The organism is Paraglaciecola sp. T6c, assembly GCF_000014225.1.
GTDB classification, from domain to species: domain Bacteria; phylum Pseudomonadota; class Gammaproteobacteria; order Enterobacterales; family Alteromonadaceae; genus Paraglaciecola; species Paraglaciecola atlantica_A.
In genome coordinates, this window is sequence record NC_008228.1 from 729,389 (window position 1) to 751,903 (window position 22,515).

The window sequence follows — 22,515 nt, forward strand, 5'->3', positions numbered from 1 at the left end:
ATTTCTACCAGATCGTAAATAAGCGCAGCGCCTAACGCACCGTTAGCGGTATTTCTTAGCCAACAGAACCAGTAAAAATGCTCCGATATACATAGTCACGCCATATACCCCAGGGGCAACAGCATAATCAGCTCGTTGCAAAAAAGTAATCGCGATAAGGATTGCCATGGCCGAATTTTGCACGCCCACTTCAATACCCAGCGTGATGCTATCTTTAGGTGTAAATTTGAACAATAAACCTAAACCGATGCCCGTCATGATTGCCAGCAGGTTTAAGGTCAGTGCACTTGAAAATACCGCTGCGAAAGAAGAGGTCAGGGTATCTCTTTCTTGAATAACAATGGCAACAATCATGAGGAGCAAAAAGGCACTGGCCAAGTGACGAAAGAACGGCTCGCAACGAAGGGCTTTTTGAGCAAAATAATGACGAATAATAATACCGATGAACACGGGTAATAAGGTAATCAATATTAGCCCTAGAGTGGTAGTAAGAAGAGAGAAAGATTGTTCTTCTTGCTGGCCAAATTGCACAACAGCGAATTGGATAATAAGCGGGGTAGTGAGCACGCATATGAGTGAGCTAATGGCCGTCAGGCTAACCGACAACGCTAGGTTTGCTCTGGCCAGCTGACTAATTATATTTGAACTCGTGCCGCCTGGACAGGCAGCTAGGATCATAATGCCAATGGCTAAATTAGGGGCCAAATCAAACGTGATTGCCAGTGCATAAGCCAGTGCGGGTAACAGCATCATTTGGCCGAACAAGCCAACCACTATCGGCAACGGAGCGCGCCATAACTGCTGAAAGTCATTTCTAGTTAAGCTTAGCCCCATGCCAAACATGATAAACGCCAAAACAAGGGGAGCTATGTATTGTGTTAAGTAGGATTCAGTCATTATTTATGTATTTCGCTATTTTAATTAGACTTTACGTATCAATGCTATTTATGCATCGACGAGAATTAGAGGTCAGTGGTAACGCTTGAGCGTAAATGGCTGGGTCTTTGTTATTCAGGGCTCCCTATAGCTGATATTCAATACGAAGCCGTGTCATCAGCGCTTGGATTGACGCAATAAAGGCATTTAACTGCTCAATAACGTCTCGCCGCTCGATGGTAGACAAATGAAAGGTTACTGGGCCATGGGGCAAGTTTTTGGCAAGTTTTGCCTTGTTCTGTTGCCCAGACTGGGTCAGTAAATAGCGGGCAACATGATATTCGATATCCGCGCCGTCTACTCGGTCTTTGAGCACTAAATTGAGTGCTGCAATTGGTGTATCAACTTCTAATAAATTTAAGCGCTTTTGAGCTATGACTTCAAGCCAGTGCTCAGGTGTAAACCCATGGGGGACTGCGAGTGAGCTGAATTTTTCGATTGGGTTAAACTCGCGCTTTTCTAGCACGATAGTACCGCTGCTTGCGGCTATTAATGGCTCGCTTAATAGCTTATGAGAGTCAATCTTTTGGTGCAAAGATTGCCAACCGGCGTTATCAGGATAGACGAATGCTATATTTCCATCTGCAAGTTCACGCTGCAAACGTTTAATGGGATAAGCGCGATACTCAAATTGATGGCCGCTGCTTTTAGAGAAGGCTTCTAAAACAGCCCATGCGTAGCCTTTGTCATCCGCTAAGTTAAAATTATAACGTGGATAATAGTCGATATCTTGGCAACCGACTATTAAGGTTTCTTGCTCTGAAGCGTGACTGAAACCAATCCAAAAAAGGCAGAGTAACATCCAAGGGCTTTTGGTGTTTGGCATCATGCGTATCACCCCATTACTACACAACAGCACGCTTTTAGCATAGTAGAAAAAAGCGATAGTACGGGCGAAAACTAACGTTTACTAAATGTGGCACCTGTTCTAACTCATTTTTGCCAATACGCTGAGCGGTGCAATACGAGCAATGTAGCGAAATAGTGCCCAAGGCCACGTTGGCACAAAGCTGCTATCGACTTCTTTTTCAATGGCCTTAACCATGGCTTTACAGCCGGTCTCAGTATCGACGATAAACGGCACCGTTTTCACTTTCTCGTTTATCTCACTTTGAATAAACCCAGGGTGAATTGTCGTGACTTTAATGGGGGTGTTCATAACATCGATGCGAATACCTTCGGTCATGGAGGTAAGCGCGGCTTTAGTCGCCGCGTACACCGTCATCGCTCGGCGCGCACCGCGAACGGCACTGACCGATGAAATGGTAACTAAGTGACCCGCATTTTGTTCACGGAAAATCTCCATGCTGACTTCGCACTGTGCCAGTGCGGAAACAAAGTTAGTTACCGCGGTTTGTTTATTGGCATGAAAATACCCCGTACCTACCGAGGCACCTTTGCCCATGCCAGCGTTAACTATTACTCTGTCTAAGGAGCCCATATCTGCGGCAAACCCTTTAATGACTTCAAACACTTGTGCATGATCGTCCACGTCTAAAGGGCGAATGAAGACATTGATATCAGGGTTAATCGCCAGTAATTCGGTTTTTAGTTCGTCTAGACGTTCTACGCGGCGGGCACACAGACCTAAGTTTCGGCCCATTTTAGCAAATTCAATGGCCATGCCTTTTCCTAGGCCAGAACTAGCACCGGTAATAACGATATTCTTTCTTGTCATGTTGAATCTATCTCTTCTTAGTTTTTGTTAGCTGTTATTGGTTATCGCTAGTAATTGTTAGTAATCGCTATTAATCGTTATTTGTACGTGATGAGATGGCGGTTGTGGCCCTCAAACGCGGAATGATCATTTAAACTTGATAATACCAGCCCATGCTTGCTGGCAATGATTTTAGTGACCCCCGCATTGACCAATGTCCAGTTCAAGCCCATCAAATTATTTGCAGGCACCTTGAGGAGCATTTGGCTTAAAAATGCAATGGGGCCGCCTGAGCTGAATACGGCAATGTGTTTCGAATCTTGGGCTTGTGCAACTGTACTTTGCAAGGCTTGCTGAATACGTTTCTGATAAGCGGGCCATGACTCAGTATATTGCTCGGCAAAATCATTACTTATCCATCTGGAAAACGCGTTATTAACGAGGCTTTGCAATGCGTGGTTAGGCTTTTCCTGTTGAGACAGATAGCGCTTTACACCATTTGGCGTAGCAAAGTCTGGATCCAGTTGCGCCAAGATATCTTGGTGATCATATTCGTTCCAGTCTGAATTAACTGTCATATTCGCGACAATTGGCGCCGGCGCGTGCATGGCGTGCAAACAGGCTTCAGCCGTTTGTTGATGGCGCAACATGTCGCCACGAAAGACGTTATCGAAAGAGATACCTTTTCGGGCTAAATCCGCCCCCAAATGAGTCGCTTGTTGATGACCAACGTCAGATAAACAATCGTAGTCATCTTTGCCAAATGAGGCTTGCCCATGACGGATCAAATAAATACTGGCCATCTAACGTTTTCCCTTTATCGCTTTGCGGCATTGCCACATCAAATAATGTACAAAAATCCATATGTTTTTAAAGGCTGGATTATTGGTTTGTTTGTGATGGTAACGATAATAAATTTGCTGGGCGATGGCGGCCAATCTAAACAATCCGTATACCTCATAAAATGCGAAGTTATCAGCCTTCAAACCGGTTTTATCTAAATAGTACTCGATGACTTCTTGGCGAGAATACATACCGGGCAGGTGAGTAGGTTGACGGCGGGTTGATTTGGCGAGTTTGTCATCATCTGTTTGTACCCAATAGGCTAAACTGTTGCCCAAATCCATCAGAGGGTCACCCAGGGTGGCGAGTTCCCAATCGAGTACACCAATAATACGTGTGGGCTCTTGTGCGTCGAGTACTAAGTTGTCGAAGCGAAAGTCATTATGGGTCAGGCATATATGCTCGTCATTAGGGATGTTTGCCTTTAGCCAATCACAGATATAGTTCGCTTTAGGGACGTTCCACGTGCGCGCTTTTTGGTAACGGCCAATCCAGCCATCAATTTGGCGTTGGGTATAACCTTCGCCCTTCGCAATATGGCTTAGCTCTGCCGCCTTATAATCAACCTGATGCAATTCAATTAGGCTGTCTAAGGCATTTTCGCATAACTTTCGCGTGTCGCTGGCGGATAGGTGTAAATTTTTAGGCATATTTTTGCGCGGAATGATGCCGTTAAGCTTTTCCATTACATAAAATTCAGCTCCTATGATGGATTCATCTGCACAGTGAGCGAGCATTTCTGGCACATATTGGTACACCGGTTTTAAGGCGGCTTGCAGTTTGTGTTCGCGGCCCATATCGTGAGCACCTTTAGCTTTGGTGCCGGCAGGGCCACGGCGCAAGATAACTTCTGTGTCCACGCCTGCTGGATTGCTATAGGCCAAGCAGTATGTCCAGTTCGATGCACCACCTGCATACTGAGTTACCTTTGGCACGCCATTTAGCCCTACAATTTGCTTGGCAATCCAAGGGGAGAGGGACTCAAGATTGAGCTCCTCGCCTTGGCGCACTGTGCCTGCTTGATCATTTTGAGGCTGGGCATTAGCGACGTTGGTGCTTGTTATATCGCTCATACTAGGTGTATTTCTTCAGTTCTAAGCGAGTTACCATGCCCATATGCACTTCATCAGGACCATCGGCTAAACGCAGTGCTCGGGCGCCTGCTGCAAAACGAGCCAGTGGGAAATCACTGCTCATGCCTGCACCGCCGTGCAGTTGTACTGACATATCAACCACGTCCTGCAACATTTTAGGCACAGCCACTTTAATTGCAGAAATCTCAGTCATGGCATTTTTAACGCCGACTTCGTCGATTTTCCATGCGGCATGCAGTGTCATTAAGCGCGCTTGATGAATAGCGATACGGGCTTGAGCGATACGTTCGCCGTTACCACCAAGTTTAAGTAGAGGCTTACCAAATGCACTGCGGCTCATACTGCGTTTCATAGCAAGTTCTAACGCTTTTTCAGCCGCGCCGATGGAACGCATACAATGGTGAATACGGCCCGGTCCTAGGCGGCCCTGTGCGATTGCAAAACCTTGACCTAACCCCACCAGTAAGTTTTCTTTTGGTACGCGTACGTTGGTAAAGTGCATTTCACCGTGACCTGAAGGCGCATCAAAATCACCATAGGCACTGAGCATGCGTTTAATTTCAATACCTGGGGTATCAAGCGGCACAATCACCATACTGTGTTGGCTGTGCTTGTTATTCTCTGGGTTTGATAACGCCATAAAAATAGTCACTTTGGCATTCGGGTGACCTAAACCTGTTGACCACCACTTTTTACCGTTTAGTACCAATTCATCGCCATCCACTTCTACTGTGGCTTGCATGTTCGTGGCATCTGATGAAGCAACATCTGGCTCAGTCATACCAAACACTGAGCGAATTTCGCCTGCCAGTAATGGCTTAAGCCATTGGTCTTTTTGCTGCTCGTTGCCAAAATGGTAAAGCACTTCCATATTGCCGGTATCAGGGGCATTACAGTTAAATATTTCAGAGGCGAATAACACGCGGCCCATTTCTTCAGCTAACGGTGCGTATTCTAAGGTAGTCAGGCCTTGGCCTAACTCATCGTCTGGTAAAAAAAGATTCCACAAACCGGCTTGTTGCGCTTTCTTTTTAAGTGGTTCGATAAAAGGATGCATCTGCCACTTCGTCCAGTCGCCTGTGGGGTTTAATTCTTCCGTTTCACGATAAATCTGCTCTTCTACTGGGTAAACATGTTGATCCATAAATGCTTTTACGCGGGCAATATAATCTTGAGTTTTTTCACTATGAGCAAAATCCATGATTTATCCTTACTGTTCGTTAATGGCTTACATTGTATGAAGGGAGCATAACGGTATTTTCAAATTGAATGAAATGAAAAATAGTACAGGTATACTATGAATATTATTCATTATGTATTGGTGCGATTATGGCTGACATTCACGCTCTTAAAAAACTCGATTTGAACTTGTTAAAAGTTTTTGAAAGTTTGTATGTAGAACAGAATATGACCCGTACCGCAGACGCTTTGCACATTACGCCCTCTGCGGTGAGCCACTCCATTAAGCGTTTACGCGAATGTCTAGGAGACCCGCTATTTCAGCGGAGTAACAATCGTATGCTGCCCACGCCAGCCTGCCAACGAATGGCTCCGCTGATCATCGATAACCTGACCCGATTACGCCAAATAATGCAGCACTGGGGAGAGTTTCAGCCGTTAACCAGTGAGCACCATTTTAGAATTGGTATGCATTACGCGTTAGAGCCTAGCATCTTGCCAGCACTGACTGAGCGACTCGCTTTGCTGGCACCGAAAGTGACGTTTTCTAGCGTCAGGGTCGATCGCATTACCTTAACGCGGGATCTGGGCGCTGGCCATATCGATTTAGCATTAGACGTTGCTTTGCCGATAAAGTCCCCTGTATTGCACCAAAAACTGATAGACGATGAATTTTGTGTCTTAGTGCGTAAAGACCATCCCTTAAGAGATCGCTTAACCAAGGACGCTTACTTTAATGCCGAACACATAGGGGTATCGAATCGTTCAAGTGGCGCATCAGTTGAAGATTTACTCTTTCAACAACAAGGCTTGTCACGCAAAGTCGTGATCCGCTGTCAGAACTATTTTTCTGCGAAGGGCATGGTCGCCTGCTCTAATCATTTACTGACGGTACCGCGCAGAATTGCTGAGCATCTTAAGCAAGATGATGTGCAACTGGTCAGTTTGCCCGTCAACATAGCTGATATTTCCACGCACCTTTACTGGCATAAAAACACTGAGCAGGATTCTGCTCTCTCATGGCTAAGAGCATTATTTGACGGAATTTTTATAAATTAGCTGGGGTAAATAAGCCGCCGCTATTGCAGCGGCGGGTAGGTTAAATTCAATAAAGTAGTTAGTCGTCGTTGGTTGAGCCAATACGGTGAATGGTTAAATCGGCGCCGTTGTACTCTTCTTCTTCTGTTAAACGCAGCCCTGTGATGGCGTTAATTAAGCCGTAAACAATCACCCCGCCTATGAGGGCGACAAGAATCCCCCCTATAGTGCCCATCGCTTGAGCCGCTATACTAACGCCGCCTAATCCGCCTAGACTTTCGCTGCCAAAAATCCCAGCTGCGATACCGCCCCATGCACCACACAGACCGTGTAATGGCCAAACACCCAGCACATCATCTAATTTCTTACTTTTTTGTATAAAGGTAAACAAGGTAACAAATAGCCATCCTGCTACTACACCAATGGCCAGTGCACCAATCGGATGCACAATATCCGAGCCCGCGCAGATAGCCACTAGGCCAGCAAGGGGGCCATTGTGAACAAAACCAGGATCATTTTTGCCAAATAACCAAGCGGCAATAATACCACCGGCCATGGCCATAAGAGAGTTCATGGCCACTAAGCCGCTGATGCCATCAAGGGTTTGTGCTGACATGACGTTAAAGCCAAACCAACCAATACATAAAATCCATGTTCCGAGGGCTAGAAAAGGAATGTTAGACGGGGCAAAAGCGATAAGCTTTTTGTCTTTAACACGTCCATTACGCAAACCTAAGAAGAATACCGCCACCAGGGCTAACCAACCGCCGATACCATGCACAACCACTGAGCCTGCAAAGTCATGGAATTGGGCGCCGGTTGTTTGCTCTATCCAATCTTGCACGCCGTAATTGCCGTTCCACACTATGCCTTCAAAGAAGGGATACACTAAGGCAACGATGACCGCAGATGCCAGTAAGAATGGGTTAAACTTGGCACGCTCAGCAATACCGCCTGAAATAATGGCCGGAATGGCAGCGGCAAACGTCATCAAGAAGAAAAACTTAACGAGGTCGTAACCGTTGTTGGTGGTTAGCTCGCTCGCGCTGCTGTAAAAAGTGGTGTCGTAAGCGACCCAATAACCAATGAAAAAATAAGCAACACAAGACACACCAAAATCCGTGATGATCTTAACTAATGCATTGACCTGATTTTTATGACGTACGGTACCCACTTCTAAAAAAGCAAAGCCCGCGTGCATGGCAAAAACCATGATAGCGCCTATGAGTAAAAAGTAAGTATTAGAACTTTGCACCAATAACTCAGTGGCGCTTGTGACATCTTGCATGTGATATATCTCTGTGTGTCGAATAAATGTTACAGCGAGGTAAATTGCGAGCTCTACCTAGTGTTTGCAACGGCTATTTTTTATGTGTTTGTGGTTGCCAAGCTTAGCCTTTATATCCATTTAGGCCTTGCTGTGGCAGAATCATACCTTGCGTAACCTAAAGTTTGCATTCGCTATATAGAATTAAAGTACATAGCTCATGAAAATTTAACATTGTGTTTAAAACTAAAGGCTAGTTGTTATTCAAAGCGACTATGTATTACTTGGTTACATACGAAATTATGTTTCGAACCGCTTTGAAAGGAGGGTATTCGATAGCCTGAATTTCGATACCTTACTTCCGGAACTTAACAACACTTATAGAGTAAGATAAGTGTTTACTGCTTTGCGAGAGAAATCATGAAAAATGATCTTTTAGACCGATTCACAGGCTACTTTGTGGGTTGTTTGTGTGTTTTTTTGGCTGCAAACAGCGCGGCAATCGAGCTGACAGAAGTTGAGGCCCAGCCTAATGTTCTAAACGCTAAGCAACATGAATTGCTTGTTACCCAGCTACAAAAAGAGGACACGATTCGGGTAATAGTCGAACTTAATCTAGAGACCAACAACGCAGCATCGGCGCTACAATCAGATTCACAACAGACTATCACAGAACAGTCCACCACAGAAAAGTCCGCTGAGGCGCAAGAGCAGGCGAGTGAGCAATTTGCCTTGCAAGCGATTGCCAGCGCACAAGCGAGCTTGCAAGCGACGCTTAGTCAGTCAGGGGCGGTACTCAAACATAGTTTTACTCACATGCCTTTGGTTGTGTATGACATAGATACCAAAGCCCTGAGCGCATTAGAGAAATCATCTCAAGTTAAAAGTATTCAAATAGATCAAATTCGTCAGCCTTCGTTGGCACAAAGCACCGCTATAATCGGCACTGAAAACGCTTATGAAATAGGGGCAACTGGAGCGGGGAAGACGGTGGCTGTGCTAGATTCAGGTGTTGAATCTGATCACCCTTTTTTAAGCGCTAAAGTCGTGTCAGAAGCGTGCTTTTCTACTCATCGCAGTTCGGGCTTTTCTGATTCAATTTGCCCAAGCGGTAATAATGACGAAATTGCCCAAGGCGCAGCACAGGCTTGTGATTTCAGTGGTTGTTATCACGGGACTCACGTGGCTGGTATTGTTGCAGGCGGCAGCGAAAACCTGCATGGGGTGGCAAAAGACGCTGACATTATAGCTATTCAGGTGTTCTCGAAAATCTTAGACAACGATTATTGTAGCGGTAGCCCGCCTTGTTTAGGCGCTTATGACTCCGACGTTATTCAAGGACTAGAGCGCGTTTACGCCCTGCGCAATACTTATTCTATCCCTGCCGTGAACATTAGCCTTGGCGCTGGTGGATATTTATCGCAAAGTGCATGTGACTCAGCCAATCGCAGTTATGCTAGCGCGGTCAGTAAGTTGAATGATGCGGGGATCGCTGTTGTTATCGCCTCAGGTAATAACGGTTACAGCAATAAAATCAGTGCGCCAGGTTGTGTGAGTAATGCTGTTAGCGTCGGTGCCACAACTGACAGTGATGGTATGGCTTGGTTTACCAATAAAGCTGACTTTCTTACTCTACTTGCACCAGGCACCAGTATTCAATCATCTGTTCCAGGGGGCAAATATTCTTCTGCTCAAGGGACCTCGATGGCAGCTCCCCATGTCGCGGGTGCCTTTGCAGCGCTGGCCTCTTTAGAAAATACACCAGATAAAACGCAAATTTTAAGTGCTTTATTGAACACAGCAAAAGCAGTCGACTCCGGTTCACTGACGTTTGGGCGTATCGCTATTGGGGCGGCGGCCGAAAACTTAATGCCAAAGCCTGAAATAGACCAGCAGCTCAGCATTCGAATCAGTGTGGATAACTCAGAAGAGCTATATTTTAATGGTGTGTTGTTAGGTGGGTCCAGCGATTGGAAAACCAGTAAGTTATATAACGTCAATGTGACTCAGGTGGATAACGTTTTAGCGGTCAAAGCAATGGACGTTGATGGCTTGGCCGCATTAATAGCCCAGTTAGATCTTGATGGACAACCATTTTACAGCGATGAAAATTGGAAAGTGTCTACCGAATTTGTTGAAGGATGGCAGCAAACTGATTTCGATGACAGTCAGTGGCAAGCGGCCAGTACCTATGGCTATTACGGTGTATGGCCATGGTATAAAAAAGTAAAGTGGTGGCCAAGCAGCAGCCAAGCACAGTGGCTCTGGTCAGATGCGCGTTATGACGACAACACTGTGTACTTTCGCTATCACATCGCGGCAAGCGAAGAACCCGCGCCTGAGCCAGTCGTTATCAACACCCAAGCGTTAGTTGAAGGTCAGGTGGGGGAAACCTATTCCGTGACATTAAGCGCCAGCGGTGGCAGCGAATCATTCTTATGGTCTGTGGTTAGTGGGGACTTACCCAGCGGGTTGTCGCTAGACGCGCAAAGTGGTGAGTTAGCAGGTACACCTGATGCGCCAGGCGAGTTTGTATTCACGGTTGAGGTAACTGATACCACCGGAGAACAAGCTCAGCTAGAACTGAGTTTGTCTATTGCTGGAGCGCCTATAACCTCTGAAATGGCGACGATTACTATTTCGGTCGATAATTTCGAGGATACCTATTTTAACGGAGTGTTCTTAGGCTCATCTACCAACTGGATGTACGCTAAAAGTTATACCGTAGAACTTGTTTCTGGTCGCAATGTACTGGCTGTTAAAGCACAAGATGTTGACGGCATTGCAGCGCTTATTGCCAAAATAGAGACTGAGCAAGGGGTTATTGTTAGTGACAGTGATTGGAAAATCTCTACTCAAACGTTTGATGATTGGAATACTCAGGCTTTTGATGACAGCAGTTGGGGCAATGCCAGAGCGTATGGCTCGTATGGGGTGAACCCTTGGCGCTCACGAGTAAGCCGCTTGAATGGCTCCGCTGGTGCCAAGTGGATTTGGTCAGCAGATAATGACCTAGATAATTTGGTGTATTTCAGACTGGTCATTGAGCGCCCGTAAATTAGCGCGCTTATGGGACTGCATTAACGGACTATATTAACAAGCTATTTTAAACAAGCTACATTAGTAAAGCGTATAAAGCCGAACTGAATGAAAACGAGTTCGGCTTTTTCTTTGTTTAGGTGTAACAGCTCAGGTGTAACAGCTCAGGTTTGACTTGTTCACGCGTTCGAATCTTCACACCTTGCATCGTCGCACTTTCATAGATTTACACATTGCCTTCTTGTCATTGTTCCCACCTTCATTACTTGATCTTCATCTTCATCCCTTCATCCCTTCATCCCTTCATTACTTCATCCCTTCAGACTTTTTGGCTTACTCACTGCCTCAGTCAGAAAAATGACACATGCAATTAAACGAGACTATTTTCCCGTCAATGAGAATTTAACTGTATGAATATAAAGGAAATTATAGCGTTGGCATAATCTCTGCTGAGTTGCGGTATCTGATTCATTGTTAACTGCGCCGCTAGGCTAGCACTAGGTTTTTTTATGATAGGTTCTACCCATATACAACTTGCCCAAAATAGCCGACAACGCGTTGCGCACACCCCTAAGCCAAAAATCGGCTCAGCTCCTATATTGCAGCAATTGCTACCTCAATTATGCATAACAGATGTTCCCGTGCGATACCAAGCCATCACGGGTCTTGATTACTATATGCGTGAAGAGACTGAGCGCCTACTAGAGCGAATCGAAACTCACTGTGAGATGTTGCAAGATACAGGAATGACGCACGCTCCAGTGACAACGAATGAAGGGTCAGTTATAACGAAGAAAGGGTCAGTTATAACAAATACCAATACCGAGCATCAGCTTCAGTTCACTCTTAAGTTTGTGGGTAATAAATGTCAACTTGACGGGCAATACCCAAACGATTTGCAGAACAAGCTTAACCAAGATGCATGGCTACTTGATGCATTTAGCTGGCTAATGCCAAACTATTTGGCATTAGTGCATTCATTAGAGTTGGTTAAATTTTCGTATGCTTATCAACGCAATTGTTCAAAAGCGGCGAACGCGTACGCGCACTTTAATGACGAAAACAACGGCTTGCACATAGAAGTGAAAGTCGATGCTGGCAAAGCTCAGTGGTACGTTTTATCTTCGCTGCATACGTTTCATCTGTAAGCGGCTGCAGCCCAAAAATGTCTGAGGCTGCTGGTTATATAAGAAATACTAAAATTCAAATTCTAGTGAAGCGCGCAAGGTGTGGTCTTTGCTATCGCCATTCAAACCTGCGATAAAACCTAATTCCCATTTAATCTGCTTTTGCGCTTCGAAACGATGGATCCCCATAAATGAGGGGCCAAGTCCAACAAAATCCTCGGCAGTGTATAACTCAATCGCAGGCTGAATTTCAGGGATAAATCGATAGCGATACTGCAGCCTAAACTCTGAATGAAACGAGTTGTCTACTATATTGCCAAACTTATACACCATCAGGTAGTTACTGGTAACGCTTGAGCGGCCGAACTCCTTTTCTACCAATATACCTGTAGTAAATTCCCAGCTGTCTTCTTGATGTGCTTTTTCTATCTCGAATAAAGCCCCCCAGTCAGCGAAGTACTTACCTTGTTCGGTCAGCATCCATCTGGCTTCTAATTCGTATGCGACCAATCCGAAATCGTCTGTTTCGTCACGATCACCTACAAGGTAGGCTTGCAGCGTAAGGCGGTTGTCAATCGAATGACCGAATGACACACGCTGCACCAACGCGTTGCCCTCATCGTTTTGCCGAGACATGATTCGCCACTCAAATTCTTGCTCTAAGGGCAGCACATAAGGGTGATAAATCTTATCTACTACGTTGTTTGATTGGCGCTCTTGAGCTGCGGCTATGCTTGAAATCAGCGTAGTGACAACGAAAATGAGTAAAGACAGACGGGAGATCATGTATGGTTCTCCAAATTTGAAACCTTATGGCGCTTAAAAGTGAGTCGAATCGCCCGGATCGCAAAGGGAAGCAATAACGCAAAACACAAGGTGGATAAGTAGTAGCTGCTCGGTGCCGCCTCGTAACCGATTAGCACTTTCAATAAATGCCCATATTCGCTTTCATCAGAAATAAATGCGCTCATATTCCATAGTGGGCCTGGGTCAGTCAACCAATCAATTTGCTGTAATAGCAACACCACGTTGGCCACTTGTCCGGCAATAAATAACGAAAATGTGAATTGCACTAAGTACCGTCTTTTTACACTGCCTAAGATGACGTCTAATAAGATAGCCACACTGATGCAAATCCCTAGGCCTAGTGTTGTGCCAAGTACGATAGGTACTAATGCGTCTTTTTGAAGCCAAAACCCCACCACATAGATAGAAAACTCAGCACTTCTTGGCACAACAAATACCGCTACTACGGCACCTGCGAGCCAAAATACGCTGTTGCGATTATTAATGATTAACCAGGCTGACATTAAATAGGCACAGATAAGCGTCAAACTCTTTAGCAATTCATAGCCCGCTCCAAAAGACCATTGACTGATGATGTGTTGATTCAACACCACTACAGCAGCCAATAAAATACCTGTTGCGAAACCGAGAGATAATTGTTTCCAAGGTGTTCCCACATAAACCCGCAACAAGCTTAATAAAACAAAAATGGGCAAGGCATCTCGTAGAAAAAGGATGACAGTATTAATGAGCATTTGCATACGCCTCTGGCGATATCACTATGACCTTGCCCACCGCGCTTGCAGGATGGAATTCCCCGAAAAATTGGTATTCCCCTTCTTCTAAAGGACCTATGTAAACATTGGCCTTGGCATTACCAAAAACGACTTTTTCACGGTTCAGCTCGAAGCTGTCTATTTCTTCTGGAGTGGGATCGTGATTAATAAACACTAACTTTACCTTTTGACCGGAAGGGACAAGCACTTCGGATGGATAAAATAAATGATCCCGAATGGTGATGGTCATCTCAGGCAGGGCAAAAACAAAAGCTGAATGGACGAACAGTATGATGGTTAAGCAATATCTATACTTTTGCACTGCTTACCTCTTCTCTTCGCGTTTTAGGCAGATGAACTTGCACCGACAAGCCACCTAACTCTGAACGCTGCAAATGCACAAAGCCATGATGCAAATCAACGATCTGTTTTACTATCGCTAAGCCTAACCCAATACCCGGCGCTTTTTGCGTCATATGTTTGCTAGAACGATAAAAGCGCTCCAGCACTTTTGTATATTCATCATCGTTAAGCCCACTGCCGGAATCGTCAACTTGTATCAGAACATCATGTTCATCTTGTTGCACGATGACCTGAATTACCCCTTTAACGGGGGCATACTTATGGGCATTACCAATCAGATTTTGCATCAGTGTCAGCAGGGCAAACTCGCTACTTAATATAATTTGGGTACTACCAATCAACTCAATGGTTTGATGTTTGTTGTCAATGCTGGTGTACATTTCTGAAATAACACTTTGTGCAATGTGATAAGCATCTACCTGTGTACTGTTCGCTTCAAAATACTCAGGGTTGGTCCGACTTAGCAAGAGTATTTGGTTGATCGCATGGATCATGCGATCCGTATCTTGGTGGAGTTTGTCTATACGTTGAACATAGCTGTCGCTGGTGGCTTCTTTGCGCAAATTATGTAAATTAATTTTCAGCACACTTAAAGGTGTGCGCAGCTCGTGAGCGGCATTAGACGCAAACTGCTGCTCTCGCTCAAAGGCTGCTTGCAGTCGGCTTAACAATGAATTGAGTGTATTGACCATGGGTACCAATTCAATTGCTGGCTCTTGCAAAACCAAAGGTGAAAAATTTCGAGGAGAGCGGCGCTGTAGAGCATCAGATAGGCTGCGCAATGGCCTAAGCCCTCTATTTACAGCGAAATAGATAATGATCGCCAGCAACGGGATCGTCATGATAATAGGCGCCATCGCGGAAATGATCATTTTGTCAGCCAGTTCAAAGCGGTTCTGCAACGGCTGAGCTACCATGACCCAGGTGTGCTTATCATCGAATGTGTGTGAATAGACACGCCAGCGCTTGCCTGAAAAATTCTTATCGCTAAAGCCTGACTTAAACCTGCCAATGTTATGTTGTGGGGTATTTGTTGACCGTTTAATCAGGTGCTTTTCTTGCCACAATTGCACGGCAATTTGCTCACCTGCATCAAATGTTTCATTGCGCTGTATTGCGAATACACGCGTAAAGCTCTTGGCTAACGCCATTAACTCGGCATCAAATAGCTCAGAGGATTTATGCATGCTCGAACGATATCCTTGCAATGCGGCGCTGAAGCTAATTAATATCAATAAGGCGATGAGTAAGAGCGTGAGTTGGCGGCGAATGGAGCGCATGAAGATTAGGCGCTCACGCGGTTTGTCACGCTGTAACCTACGCCGCGAATGGTTTTAATGAAATCCTTAGGCAGCTTTTTACGCAAATTGTGTATGTGAACTTCTATTGCATTGCTCGATAGCTCATCACCCCACTCATACAGTTTTGTTTCAAGCTGGCTCTTAGATTGAATACGTCCGGCATTTTCCATTAAAGCCTTAAGTAGCATGAATTCTCGGCGTGAGAGCTCTTTCTCATTGTTGTCTGCTGTGACTTGATGCGTCGCCAAATCAAGCACGACATTGCCTATGTTAATGAGCGAACTTGTAGCGGTACCTAATCGTCGTTCCATGACTCGCAAACGTGCCAGTAGCTCCTGCATATCAAACGGTTTAGCAAGGTAATCATCGGCACCAGAATCTAGGCCTGTGATTTTATCTGTCATGCTGTCTCTGGCTGTGAGAATGAGCGTAGGTACGCTGTGTTTGTTGCGATGGGCTTGGCGTAGCACTTCAAGGCCATCCATGTCTGGTAAGCCTAAGTCTAGGATCATTATGGTGAACTCCCCTGTAGCCAACGCTGATAACGCTTGAGCTGCTGTGCAGGCACCATTGACAGCGTAGCCTTCGCTGCGAAGAGATTGACTTAGGGCATCGCTCAAAGAGCGATCATCTTCAACCAGTAAAATTCGCATTGTCATCACCCTATAATCAAAGTCTCAGCATAACGCCGTTAGCTTAAGCCAACATTAAGCGTCAAAACGCTGTTTTGAGTTAAGCGCTATTAAATCACAAAAAAGGACAATTTTAATACTGCTATCACAACGAGCATCCTTTAGAATATAGGCCACAAATCAAGATGTTAAGCCCACGTTTTCTAGGTAAATAATTTTATGCCTGATTCTCAAGAAGCAAAAAAACTTAGCAATCAAATCGAAGAGATTAACGAGGCCTTAAACGATGGCATGATAGTGCAAGTGCGCGAAGTACTGAGCACTATGCCACCCTGTGATGTGGCGCTGCTGCTCGAGTCTAGCCGTAGTCGCACACGCTCAGAAATCTGGCAGTTAATCGAACCCGATCAATACAGTGACGTACTAGAGGATCTCTCTGAGGACGTACGAAACGGTATTATTCGCCAAATGGTGCCTGAAATTCTGGCTGATGCGCTAGAAGAGATGGACACAGATGATTTGGTGGAAACCCTATCTGGCCTGCCTGAAGCAGTGTCGCAAGATGCACTTAGCTCCATGGATGAGCAAGACAGACAACGGGCCGAACAGGCACTTTCCTACGGTGAAGACACAGCCGGTTTCATTATGAACACCGACACGATCACGTTGCGCCCTGAAGTCACCGTTGATGTGATTTTGCGATATTTACGTCTCAAAGGAAATATCCCCAAAGGCACTGATACCTTCTATGTGGTTGACCGCAGCGACCAGCTTATTGGCAGTGTGCCAGTGACCGAACTACTGACTGCACGTCCCGCGGTCAAAGTTGAAAAGTTAATGACCCAAGACTCGGTGGCTGTGCCTGTGGATATGCACGAAAATGAGGTGGCCAGCCTGTTCGAGCGTTACGATTGGCTGTCAGCACCGGTTATTGATAAAGAAAACCGCCTAGTGGGGCGTATTACGATAGATGACGTAGTAGACATCATTCGTGAAGGCGCTGAACACTCCATGATGAGCATGGCAGGTCTTGATGATGAAGAAGATACCTTTGCACCCGTCATAAAAAGTACCAAGAAACGGTCTGTATGGTTGGGTGTGAATTTAGTCACGGCATTGATGGCGGCCGCAGTGAGCGATTTATTTGAAGCCACGCTAAGCCAATTGGCGGTATTAGCCATTTTAAATACCATAGTGCCGAGTATGGGCGGGGCAGCGGGTAACCAAACATTAACCTTGGTGATACGGGGCATGGCTTTGGGTCACGTGAGTGACAGTAACGCCCGCTGGTTGATTGGCAAAGAGCTGGCAATTGGATTTTTCAATGGCGTGATTTGGGCGATGCTTATTGCTTCCGTTATTGCGTTATGGAAGCAAGATGTGATGCTAGGTGGAGTCATCGCATTCGCTATGATGGTGAATATGATCGCGGCGGGGTTAGCGGGTGCCATGTTGCCGGTAATGATGAAGAAAATGAATATCGACCCTGCGCTTGCAGGTAGTGTGATCTTAACGACTATTACCGATGTGGTAGGAATTTTTGCCTTTTTAGGCACAGCGACTTGGTTACTTTTATAATTTATGTCTATGTTATCCCTTGTTTCCTTAACGTTTATCACGCTTATCGCCTTCGCGGCCAATTCTGTGTTTTGCCGACTTGCGTTAGATGAGCAAAACATGGATCCCATGAGTTTCACAGGGTTGCGCATTGCATCTGCGGCCTTGGTACTTGGCTTGATCATGTTGGTAAAATCACCTAATAGTTTCCGCAGCTTAACGGCGTTAAATGCCTATGGTAGTTGGCGACAAGCAGGGTATCTTTTCGCTTATGCTGCTGGTTTTTCTTATGCTTACGTGACGCTACCAACCGCGACTGGCGCCTTGATATTATTTGCTGCGGTGCAATTTACCATGTTGTTTGTGTCCAGATTATCGGGCAACCGCATGCATGCTATCGCCAGCGCAGGGGTAGTCATTTCATTGCTAGGGTTTGTGTATTTCGTTATGCCAGCGTTATCGTCACCGAGCTTGGTAGGGGCGCTTGTCATGGCATTGGCTGGTATAGCATGGGGTCTGTATAGCTTAGCGGGGGCGAAATCGACCCATGCATTAGAGTCTACCGGGGCAAACTTTATGCGCTGTTTGCCATTTGGACTGATATTAATTGCGATCTTTATGCCAACAGCACGTTTAACGTTTGAAGGGGTGAGTTATGCGTTGGCATCGGGAGCACTTGCCTCAGGTATTGGTTATGCGATTTGGTATCAAGTATTGCCCAAATTAGATAGTAGTGTGGCGGCGGTGTGTCAGCTGTCAGTACCCATTATTGCGGCTTTTGGTGGAGTGTTGTTAGTCGCAGAGCCTATTACCTCACATTTATTGTTGTCATCGATTGCTATTTTAGGCGGCATGTTACTGGTGATACTGGGTAAAAAGAAACGCGTTTAGTGCCCATCCATTTATCATATATGTTGGCTTTGTGGTAACCGAGGCACAGAGCTCAGACATTAACGAAAGGCACAAAAAAAGGTAGTGAGTGATACAAGATAACCGCTACCTTTTTCGTTGTAAGTGTAAGTGCGTTAAAAGCGCACTTCACCGGCACCGTCACTGGCGCAGCATACGTAAAACGTTTCTTTATAACCCGTTTCAACTTCATAACGCTCAGCAATTAACTGCTGGGCACCAGCGACCATTTCTCTTGGCATAAGAGCGACGATACAGCCACCGAAACCGCCACCGGTCATACGTACACCACCATGTTCGCCTAGATACTCTGCGAGAGTTGCTACGATAAAATCAATGGGCTTAACCGTGATTTCAAAATCATCACGCATAGATGCGTGTGATTCAGCCATCAAACGAGACAAGGTTTTTGCATCACCAGCACGCAAAGCATCTGCTGCTTGTAGTGTACGTTCGCTGTCAGATACCACATGGTGAGCCCGGCGATATACTACTTCTGGTAGCTTGTCTTTTTGCGCTTGCAAATCCACTAGGCTGATGTCACGAAGTGCTTTGATACCCAAAATCCTGGCGGCTTCTTCGCACTGTTCGCGGCGGGTATTGTATTCGCTGTCAACTAAGCCGCGTTTTACATTCGAGTTGATAATAACCACATCAAGCTCTTTCGGCATGGAGATAAGTTGTGTTTCCAGCGAGCGGCAATCTAGCAATAGCGCGTTGTTTTGGGCACCGCATGCACTGACCATTTGATCCATAATGCCGCAATTACAACCGACAAATTGGTTTTCAGCTTCTTGACCATTAAGGGCAACATCAGCCGAGGTCAGGGGTAAATCAAATAACTGGCGAAATGTTTCACCGATGGCCACTTCAAGGGACGCAGAAGAGCTAAGACCCGCACCTTGTGGCACATTGCCCGTCACTACCATATCAACCCCTTTACATTGTAAGCCGCGCATCTGCAGGTGTTTGATCACGCCACGGATGTAATTGCTCCATAGCTGAGTAGGGTGGGGCTCTATGTTAGAGCTGAGTGAAAATTCATCGCGTTCGTTGTCATAATCTGCAGCGACAACACGCACTAGGTCATCTTCTCTAGGCGTTACAGCCACTAGCGTTTGGTAGTTGATAGCACAAGGTAATACAAAACCGTCGTTGTAGTCCGTGTGTTCACCAATCAAATTCACACGCCCTGGGGCTTGGAAGTGACGAGTGGGCGGTGTTTGAAACACCTCAAGATATATGGCGTTGAGGTCGTCGATGGCTTGTTGAGAAATAATTTTCATCCCATTAGGCTCCGTTTGATTCGTTGTAATGAACATCACTCAAGGCTTGTAGCTTTTGTGCCGCTTGCTCTGGGGTAAGGTCGCGTTGTGGCTCTGCCATCATTTCATAGCCCACCATAAACTTACGCACTGTTGCTGAGCGTAATAGCGGCGGGTAAAAATGTGCATGCAACTGCCAATGCTCAGTGACATCAGTGTTATGTGGCGCGCCGTGCCAACCCATTGAGTAAGGGAAAGAGCACTGAAATAAATTGTCATAGCGGCTGGTGAGTTTTTTAAGGGCTACGGCTAAGTCTGCCTGTTGTGCGTCGTTCATTTCGTCGAAACGGGCACAACTGAATTTAGGCATTAGAAGTGTTTCGAAAGGCCAAGCAGCCCAATAAGGTACTACAGCAATCCAATGATCGGTTTCAACCACTGTACGCTCGCCACTGGCTGATTCTTTTTGCGCATAGTCGAGCAATAGCGAGCTGTTGTGCTTGTCGAAATAGGCACGTTGGTTAATATCAGCTTTACGTACCTCATTCGGTATAAAGTCATTCGCCCATACTTGACCATGGGGATGAGGGTTAGAACAACCCATGGCCGCGCCTTTGTTTTCAAACACTTGAACCCACGTGTAATCCTTGGATAACTCAGCCACCTGGTCACGCCACGTCTGTACGACTTTCTCAAGGGCAGGTAACGGAAGTTCGGGTAGCGACTTATTGTGCGCCGGTGAAAAACAAATAACACGACTGGTGCCGCGAGCAGCTTCTACCGTAAATAAATCGTCATTTTCTTGCTCTGACGCGGGCGTGTCTTTCATCAATGCCGCAAAGTCATTAGTGAAAACGAAGGTGTCTTTATATTCAGGATTCACTTCGCCATTGATGCGAGTATTACCGGCGCATAGATAACAACTGGGATCGTGTGCCGCGCTATCATTTTGTTGCGGTTTTTCCACTTGACCTTGCCAGGGGCGTTTAGCCCGATGAGGGGACACAAGTACCCAGTCATTGGTCAATGGATTACGACGGCGATGAGAGTGATCTACAGGATCGAATTTAGACATTTAGACACACCATGTTAATATTTGGTTAATTAGTACTATTATATTATTAATGGATTTTAAGGTCTAATCCGTGTTCTGTCATCCCCTAAATCCAAAATTTGTATTCAAGAGATACAAAAAAGCCTGCATAGCAGGCTTAATAAAATCATTATGTGGGGAAATCATCCCGCAGCATTGTCAAATGTAGTGTTGCTTGACTAGAAGTTCAGACCAGGATTTAGGTTACCGGGTAGGGTGACTTTTTCTAATTCAACAGATGCAACAGGGTATGCACAGTAGTCAGCGGCGTAATAGGCGCTGGCTCTATGGTTACCACTTTCACCGACTCCGCCAAATGGTGCTGCACCGCTAGCACCAGTAATAGGACGGTTCCAATTGACGATACCCGCGCGAATACGTTGGTAGAAGTGCTGATACAAATCTTCGCTGTCAGACAACAAACCAGCAGATAAGCCAAACTTGGTATTGTTACCCAGTGAAATGGCTCGGTCAAAATCATCGAAGCGAACCACTTTTAACAACGGGCCAAAGTGTTCGTCATCAGGCATCTGTTCAACCATAGCCGTCACGTCAATAATACCTGGGCTTACAAAGCCAGATTCAGGATCTAGATGAGTCAGTTCTACCAGCGAGGTTGCGCCTAAATCAAGTAACTGTTGTTGCGCCATCACCATAGCGTGGGCGGCATTTTTAGAAATCATTGCGCCCATAAAAGGTTGTTCGTCAGCGTCGTAATCACCGACTTTGATGTTTTTAGTCACCTCGATTAGGCGAGCAAGAATGGCGTCACCTTGAGTATTGTTTTCTAAAAACAGTTTACGAGCACAGGTGCAGCGTTGCCCAGAGGTGACAAACGCAGACTGAATAATGTCGTGCACGGTGGCGTCAATATCGCTTATGTCTTTGACGATTAGGGGGTTATTACCGCCCATTTCTAACGCTAAAATTTTGCCAGGATGACCAGCGTATTGCTCATGCAATATTTTACCAGTACGAGAGCTGCCGGTGAAAAATAGGCCGTCAAGGTCAGGGTGCGCCGCAAGGGCTTTACCTGTTTCTACTTCACCCTGCACTAAGTTAAGCACGCCTTTAGGTAAACCTGCTTTTTCCCATAACTGAACGGTTCTTTCAGCCACTAATGGGGTTAGGTCGCTAGGCTTGAATACGATACAGTTTCCCGCTAACAAAGCAGGCACAATATGACCGTTGGGTAAGTGACCAGGGAAGTTGTAAGGGCCAAAGACAGCTACAACGCCGTGGGGCTTGTGGCGAATGAACGCTTTACCTACAGGCATTGGGTTTTCAACTAGACCAGTACGTTCTTGGTAGGCGCGTTCTGAAATGCCAATTTTACCCATCATGGCACCGACTTCCGTGGCGGTTTCCCACAGTGGCTTGCCAGTTTCTTGGGCGATTGTTAAGGCCAGCATATCTTTGTTTTCAGCCAATAGTTCACCAAACCGTTTTACATAAGCGAGTCGCTGTTCAAACGTGCATGCAGCCCAAGTTACGGTTGCTTTTCGAGCGCTGCTAACCGCTTGATTCACTTGCTCTGATGAGGCCGATTTAGCCTGCCAAATTTGACGCTTTTTAGCCGGATCGATCGATTCGATATCATGGCCTTGTCCTGCATGCCATTGGCCTGCAATAAAATGGGTTTGTTGTGTCATA

At 45.8% G+C, this 22,515-nt stretch carries 20 protein-coding genes; 5 read left to right on the plus strand and 15 right to left on the minus strand.

Features of this window, described 5'->3' with window-relative positions; genetic code table 11:
* Positions 1 to 42 precede the first annotated feature (42 nt).
* The 6 genes from PATL_RS03230 to PATL_RS03255 form a co-directional block, all read right to left on the minus strand.
* Positions 43 to 897, minus strand: coding sequence for a bile acid:sodium symporter family protein (locus tag PATL_RS03230; RefSeq protein ID WP_011573522.1), 855 nt, complete (start codon positions 895 to 897; stop codon positions 43 to 45).
* 124 nt (positions 898 to 1,021) lie between these two features.
* Positions 1,022 to 1,765: a substrate-binding periplasmic protein gene (locus PATL_RS03235; RefSeq protein WP_011573523.1), complete on the minus strand. Its 744-nt coding sequence runs from the start codon at positions 1,763 to 1,765 to the stop codon at positions 1,022 to 1,024.
* Positions 1,766 to 1,864: 99 nt separating this feature from the next.
* Positions 1,865 to 2,614 (minus strand): SDR family oxidoreductase, encoded by a 750-nt coding sequence (locus tag PATL_RS03240; RefSeq protein WP_011573524.1) that lies wholly within the window; start codon positions 2,612 to 2,614, stop codon positions 1,865 to 1,867.
* Positions 2,615 to 2,691: 77 nt separating this feature from the next.
* Positions 2,692 to 3,396 carry a histidine phosphatase family protein gene (locus tag PATL_RS03245; RefSeq protein ID WP_011573525.1) on the minus strand — a complete coding sequence of 235 codons (705 nt, stop codon included), beginning with the start codon at positions 3,394 to 3,396 and terminating at the stop codon, positions 2,692 to 2,694.
* Positions 3,397 to 4,509 (minus strand): phosphotransferase family protein, encoded by a 1,113-nt coding sequence (locus PATL_RS03250; protein WP_011573526.1) that lies wholly within the window; start codon positions 4,507 to 4,509, stop codon positions 3,397 to 3,399.
* A 1-nt stretch (position 4,510) separates the two neighbouring features.
* Positions 4,511 to 5,731 carry an acyl-CoA dehydrogenase family protein gene (locus tag PATL_RS03255; protein ID WP_011573527.1) on the minus strand — a complete coding sequence of 407 codons (1,221 nt, stop codon included), beginning with the start codon at positions 5,729 to 5,731 and terminating at the stop codon, positions 4,511 to 4,513.
* Between the two features lie 128 nt (positions 5,732 to 5,859).
* Between PATL_RS03255 and PATL_RS03260 the strand changes: the two genes are divergently transcribed.
* Positions 5,860 to 6,768 (plus strand): LysR family transcriptional regulator, encoded by a 909-nt coding sequence (locus PATL_RS03260; RefSeq protein ID WP_011573528.1) that lies wholly within the window; start codon positions 5,860 to 5,862, stop codon positions 6,766 to 6,768.
* A 58-nt stretch (positions 6,769 to 6,826) separates the two neighbouring features.
* On the opposite strand, the gene PATL_RS03265 is transcribed toward PATL_RS03260, so the two are convergent.
* The gene (locus tag PATL_RS03265; protein ID WP_011573529.1) at positions 6,827 to 8,035 is read right to left on the minus strand and encodes an ammonium transporter; all 1,209 of its coding nucleotides are present in this window, start codon (positions 8,033 to 8,035) and stop codon (positions 6,827 to 6,829) included.
* Between the two features lie 399 nt (positions 8,036 to 8,434).
* On the opposite strand from PATL_RS03265, the gene PATL_RS03270 reads away from it, so the two are divergent.
* Positions 8,435 to 11,071, plus strand: coding sequence for a S8 family serine peptidase (locus PATL_RS03270; RefSeq protein ID WP_011573530.1), 2,637 nt, complete (start codon positions 8,435 to 8,437; stop codon positions 11,069 to 11,071).
* 491 nt (positions 11,072 to 11,562) lie between these two features.
* The gene (locus tag PATL_RS03275) at positions 11,563 to 12,201 is read left to right on the plus strand and encodes a hypothetical protein (RefSeq protein WP_011573531.1); all 639 of its coding nucleotides are present in this window, start codon (positions 11,563 to 11,565) and stop codon (positions 12,199 to 12,201) included.
* 48 nt (positions 12,202 to 12,249) lie between these two features.
* Here the strand turns inward: PATL_RS03275 and PATL_RS03280 are convergent, their stop codons facing one another.
* The 5 genes from PATL_RS03280 to PATL_RS03300 all read right to left on the minus strand — a co-directional run bounded on the left by PATL_RS03280 (position 12,250) and on the right by PATL_RS03300 (position 16,059).
* The gene (locus tag PATL_RS03280) at positions 12,250 to 12,966 is read right to left on the minus strand and encodes a hypothetical protein (protein ID WP_011573532.1); all 717 of its coding nucleotides are present in this window, start codon (positions 12,964 to 12,966) and stop codon (positions 12,250 to 12,252) included.
* The gene (locus PATL_RS03285; RefSeq protein ID WP_011573533.1) at positions 12,963 to 13,721 is read right to left on the minus strand and encodes a hypothetical protein; all 759 of its coding nucleotides are present in this window, start codon (positions 13,719 to 13,721) and stop codon (positions 12,963 to 12,965) included. The genes PATL_RS03280 and PATL_RS03285 overlap by 4 nt, the downstream gene beginning before the upstream one ends.
* Entirely contained in the window at positions 13,711 to 14,064 is a 354-nt protein-coding gene (locus PATL_RS03290; protein WP_011573534.1) for a cupredoxin domain-containing protein, read from the minus strand. Before PATL_RS03290 ends, PATL_RS03285 begins: the two co-directional genes overlap by 11 nt.
* Entirely contained in the window at positions 14,051 to 15,292 is a 1,242-nt protein-coding gene (locus PATL_RS03295) for an ATP-binding protein (protein ID WP_011573535.1), read from the minus strand. The genes PATL_RS03290 and PATL_RS03295 overlap by 14 nt, the downstream gene beginning before the upstream one ends.
* Before the next feature lie 98 nt (positions 15,293 to 15,390).
* A complete protein-coding gene (locus tag PATL_RS03300) occupies positions 15,391 to 16,059 on the minus strand; it encodes a response regulator (protein WP_011573536.1) in 669 nt (222 codons plus the stop codon).
* Positions 16,060 to 16,257: 198 nt separating this feature from the next.
* Between PATL_RS03300 and mgtE the strand changes: the two genes are divergently transcribed.
* A complete protein-coding gene (gene mgtE / locus PATL_RS03305) occupies positions 16,258 to 17,616 on the plus strand; it encodes a magnesium transporter (protein WP_011573537.1) in 1,359 nt (452 codons plus the stop codon).
* Positions 17,617 to 17,619: 3 nt separating this feature from the next.
* Entirely contained in the window at positions 17,620 to 18,486 is an 867-nt protein-coding gene (locus tag PATL_RS03310; protein WP_011573538.1) for a DMT family transporter, read from the plus strand.
* 134 nt (positions 18,487 to 18,620) lie between these two features.
* Here the strand turns inward: PATL_RS03310 and galK are convergent, their stop codons facing one another.
* The 3 genes from galK to astD form a co-directional block, all read right to left on the minus strand.
* A complete protein-coding gene (galK, locus tag PATL_RS03315) occupies positions 18,621 to 19,790 on the minus strand; it encodes a galactokinase (RefSeq protein ID WP_011573539.1) in 1,170 nt (389 codons plus the stop codon).
* 4 nt (positions 19,791 to 19,794) lie between these two features.
* On the minus strand, positions 19,795 to 20,844 hold the full coding sequence (locus tag PATL_RS03320) for a UDP-glucose--hexose-1-phosphate uridylyltransferase (protein WP_011573540.1): 1,050 nt from the start codon (positions 20,842 to 20,844) through the stop codon (positions 19,795 to 19,797).
* A gap of 197 nt (positions 20,845 to 21,041) precedes the next feature.
* A complete protein-coding gene (gene astD / locus PATL_RS03325; protein WP_011573541.1) occupies positions 21,042 to 22,514 on the minus strand; it encodes a succinylglutamate-semialdehyde dehydrogenase in 1,473 nt (490 codons plus the stop codon).
* Position 22,515: the final 1 nt, after the last annotated feature.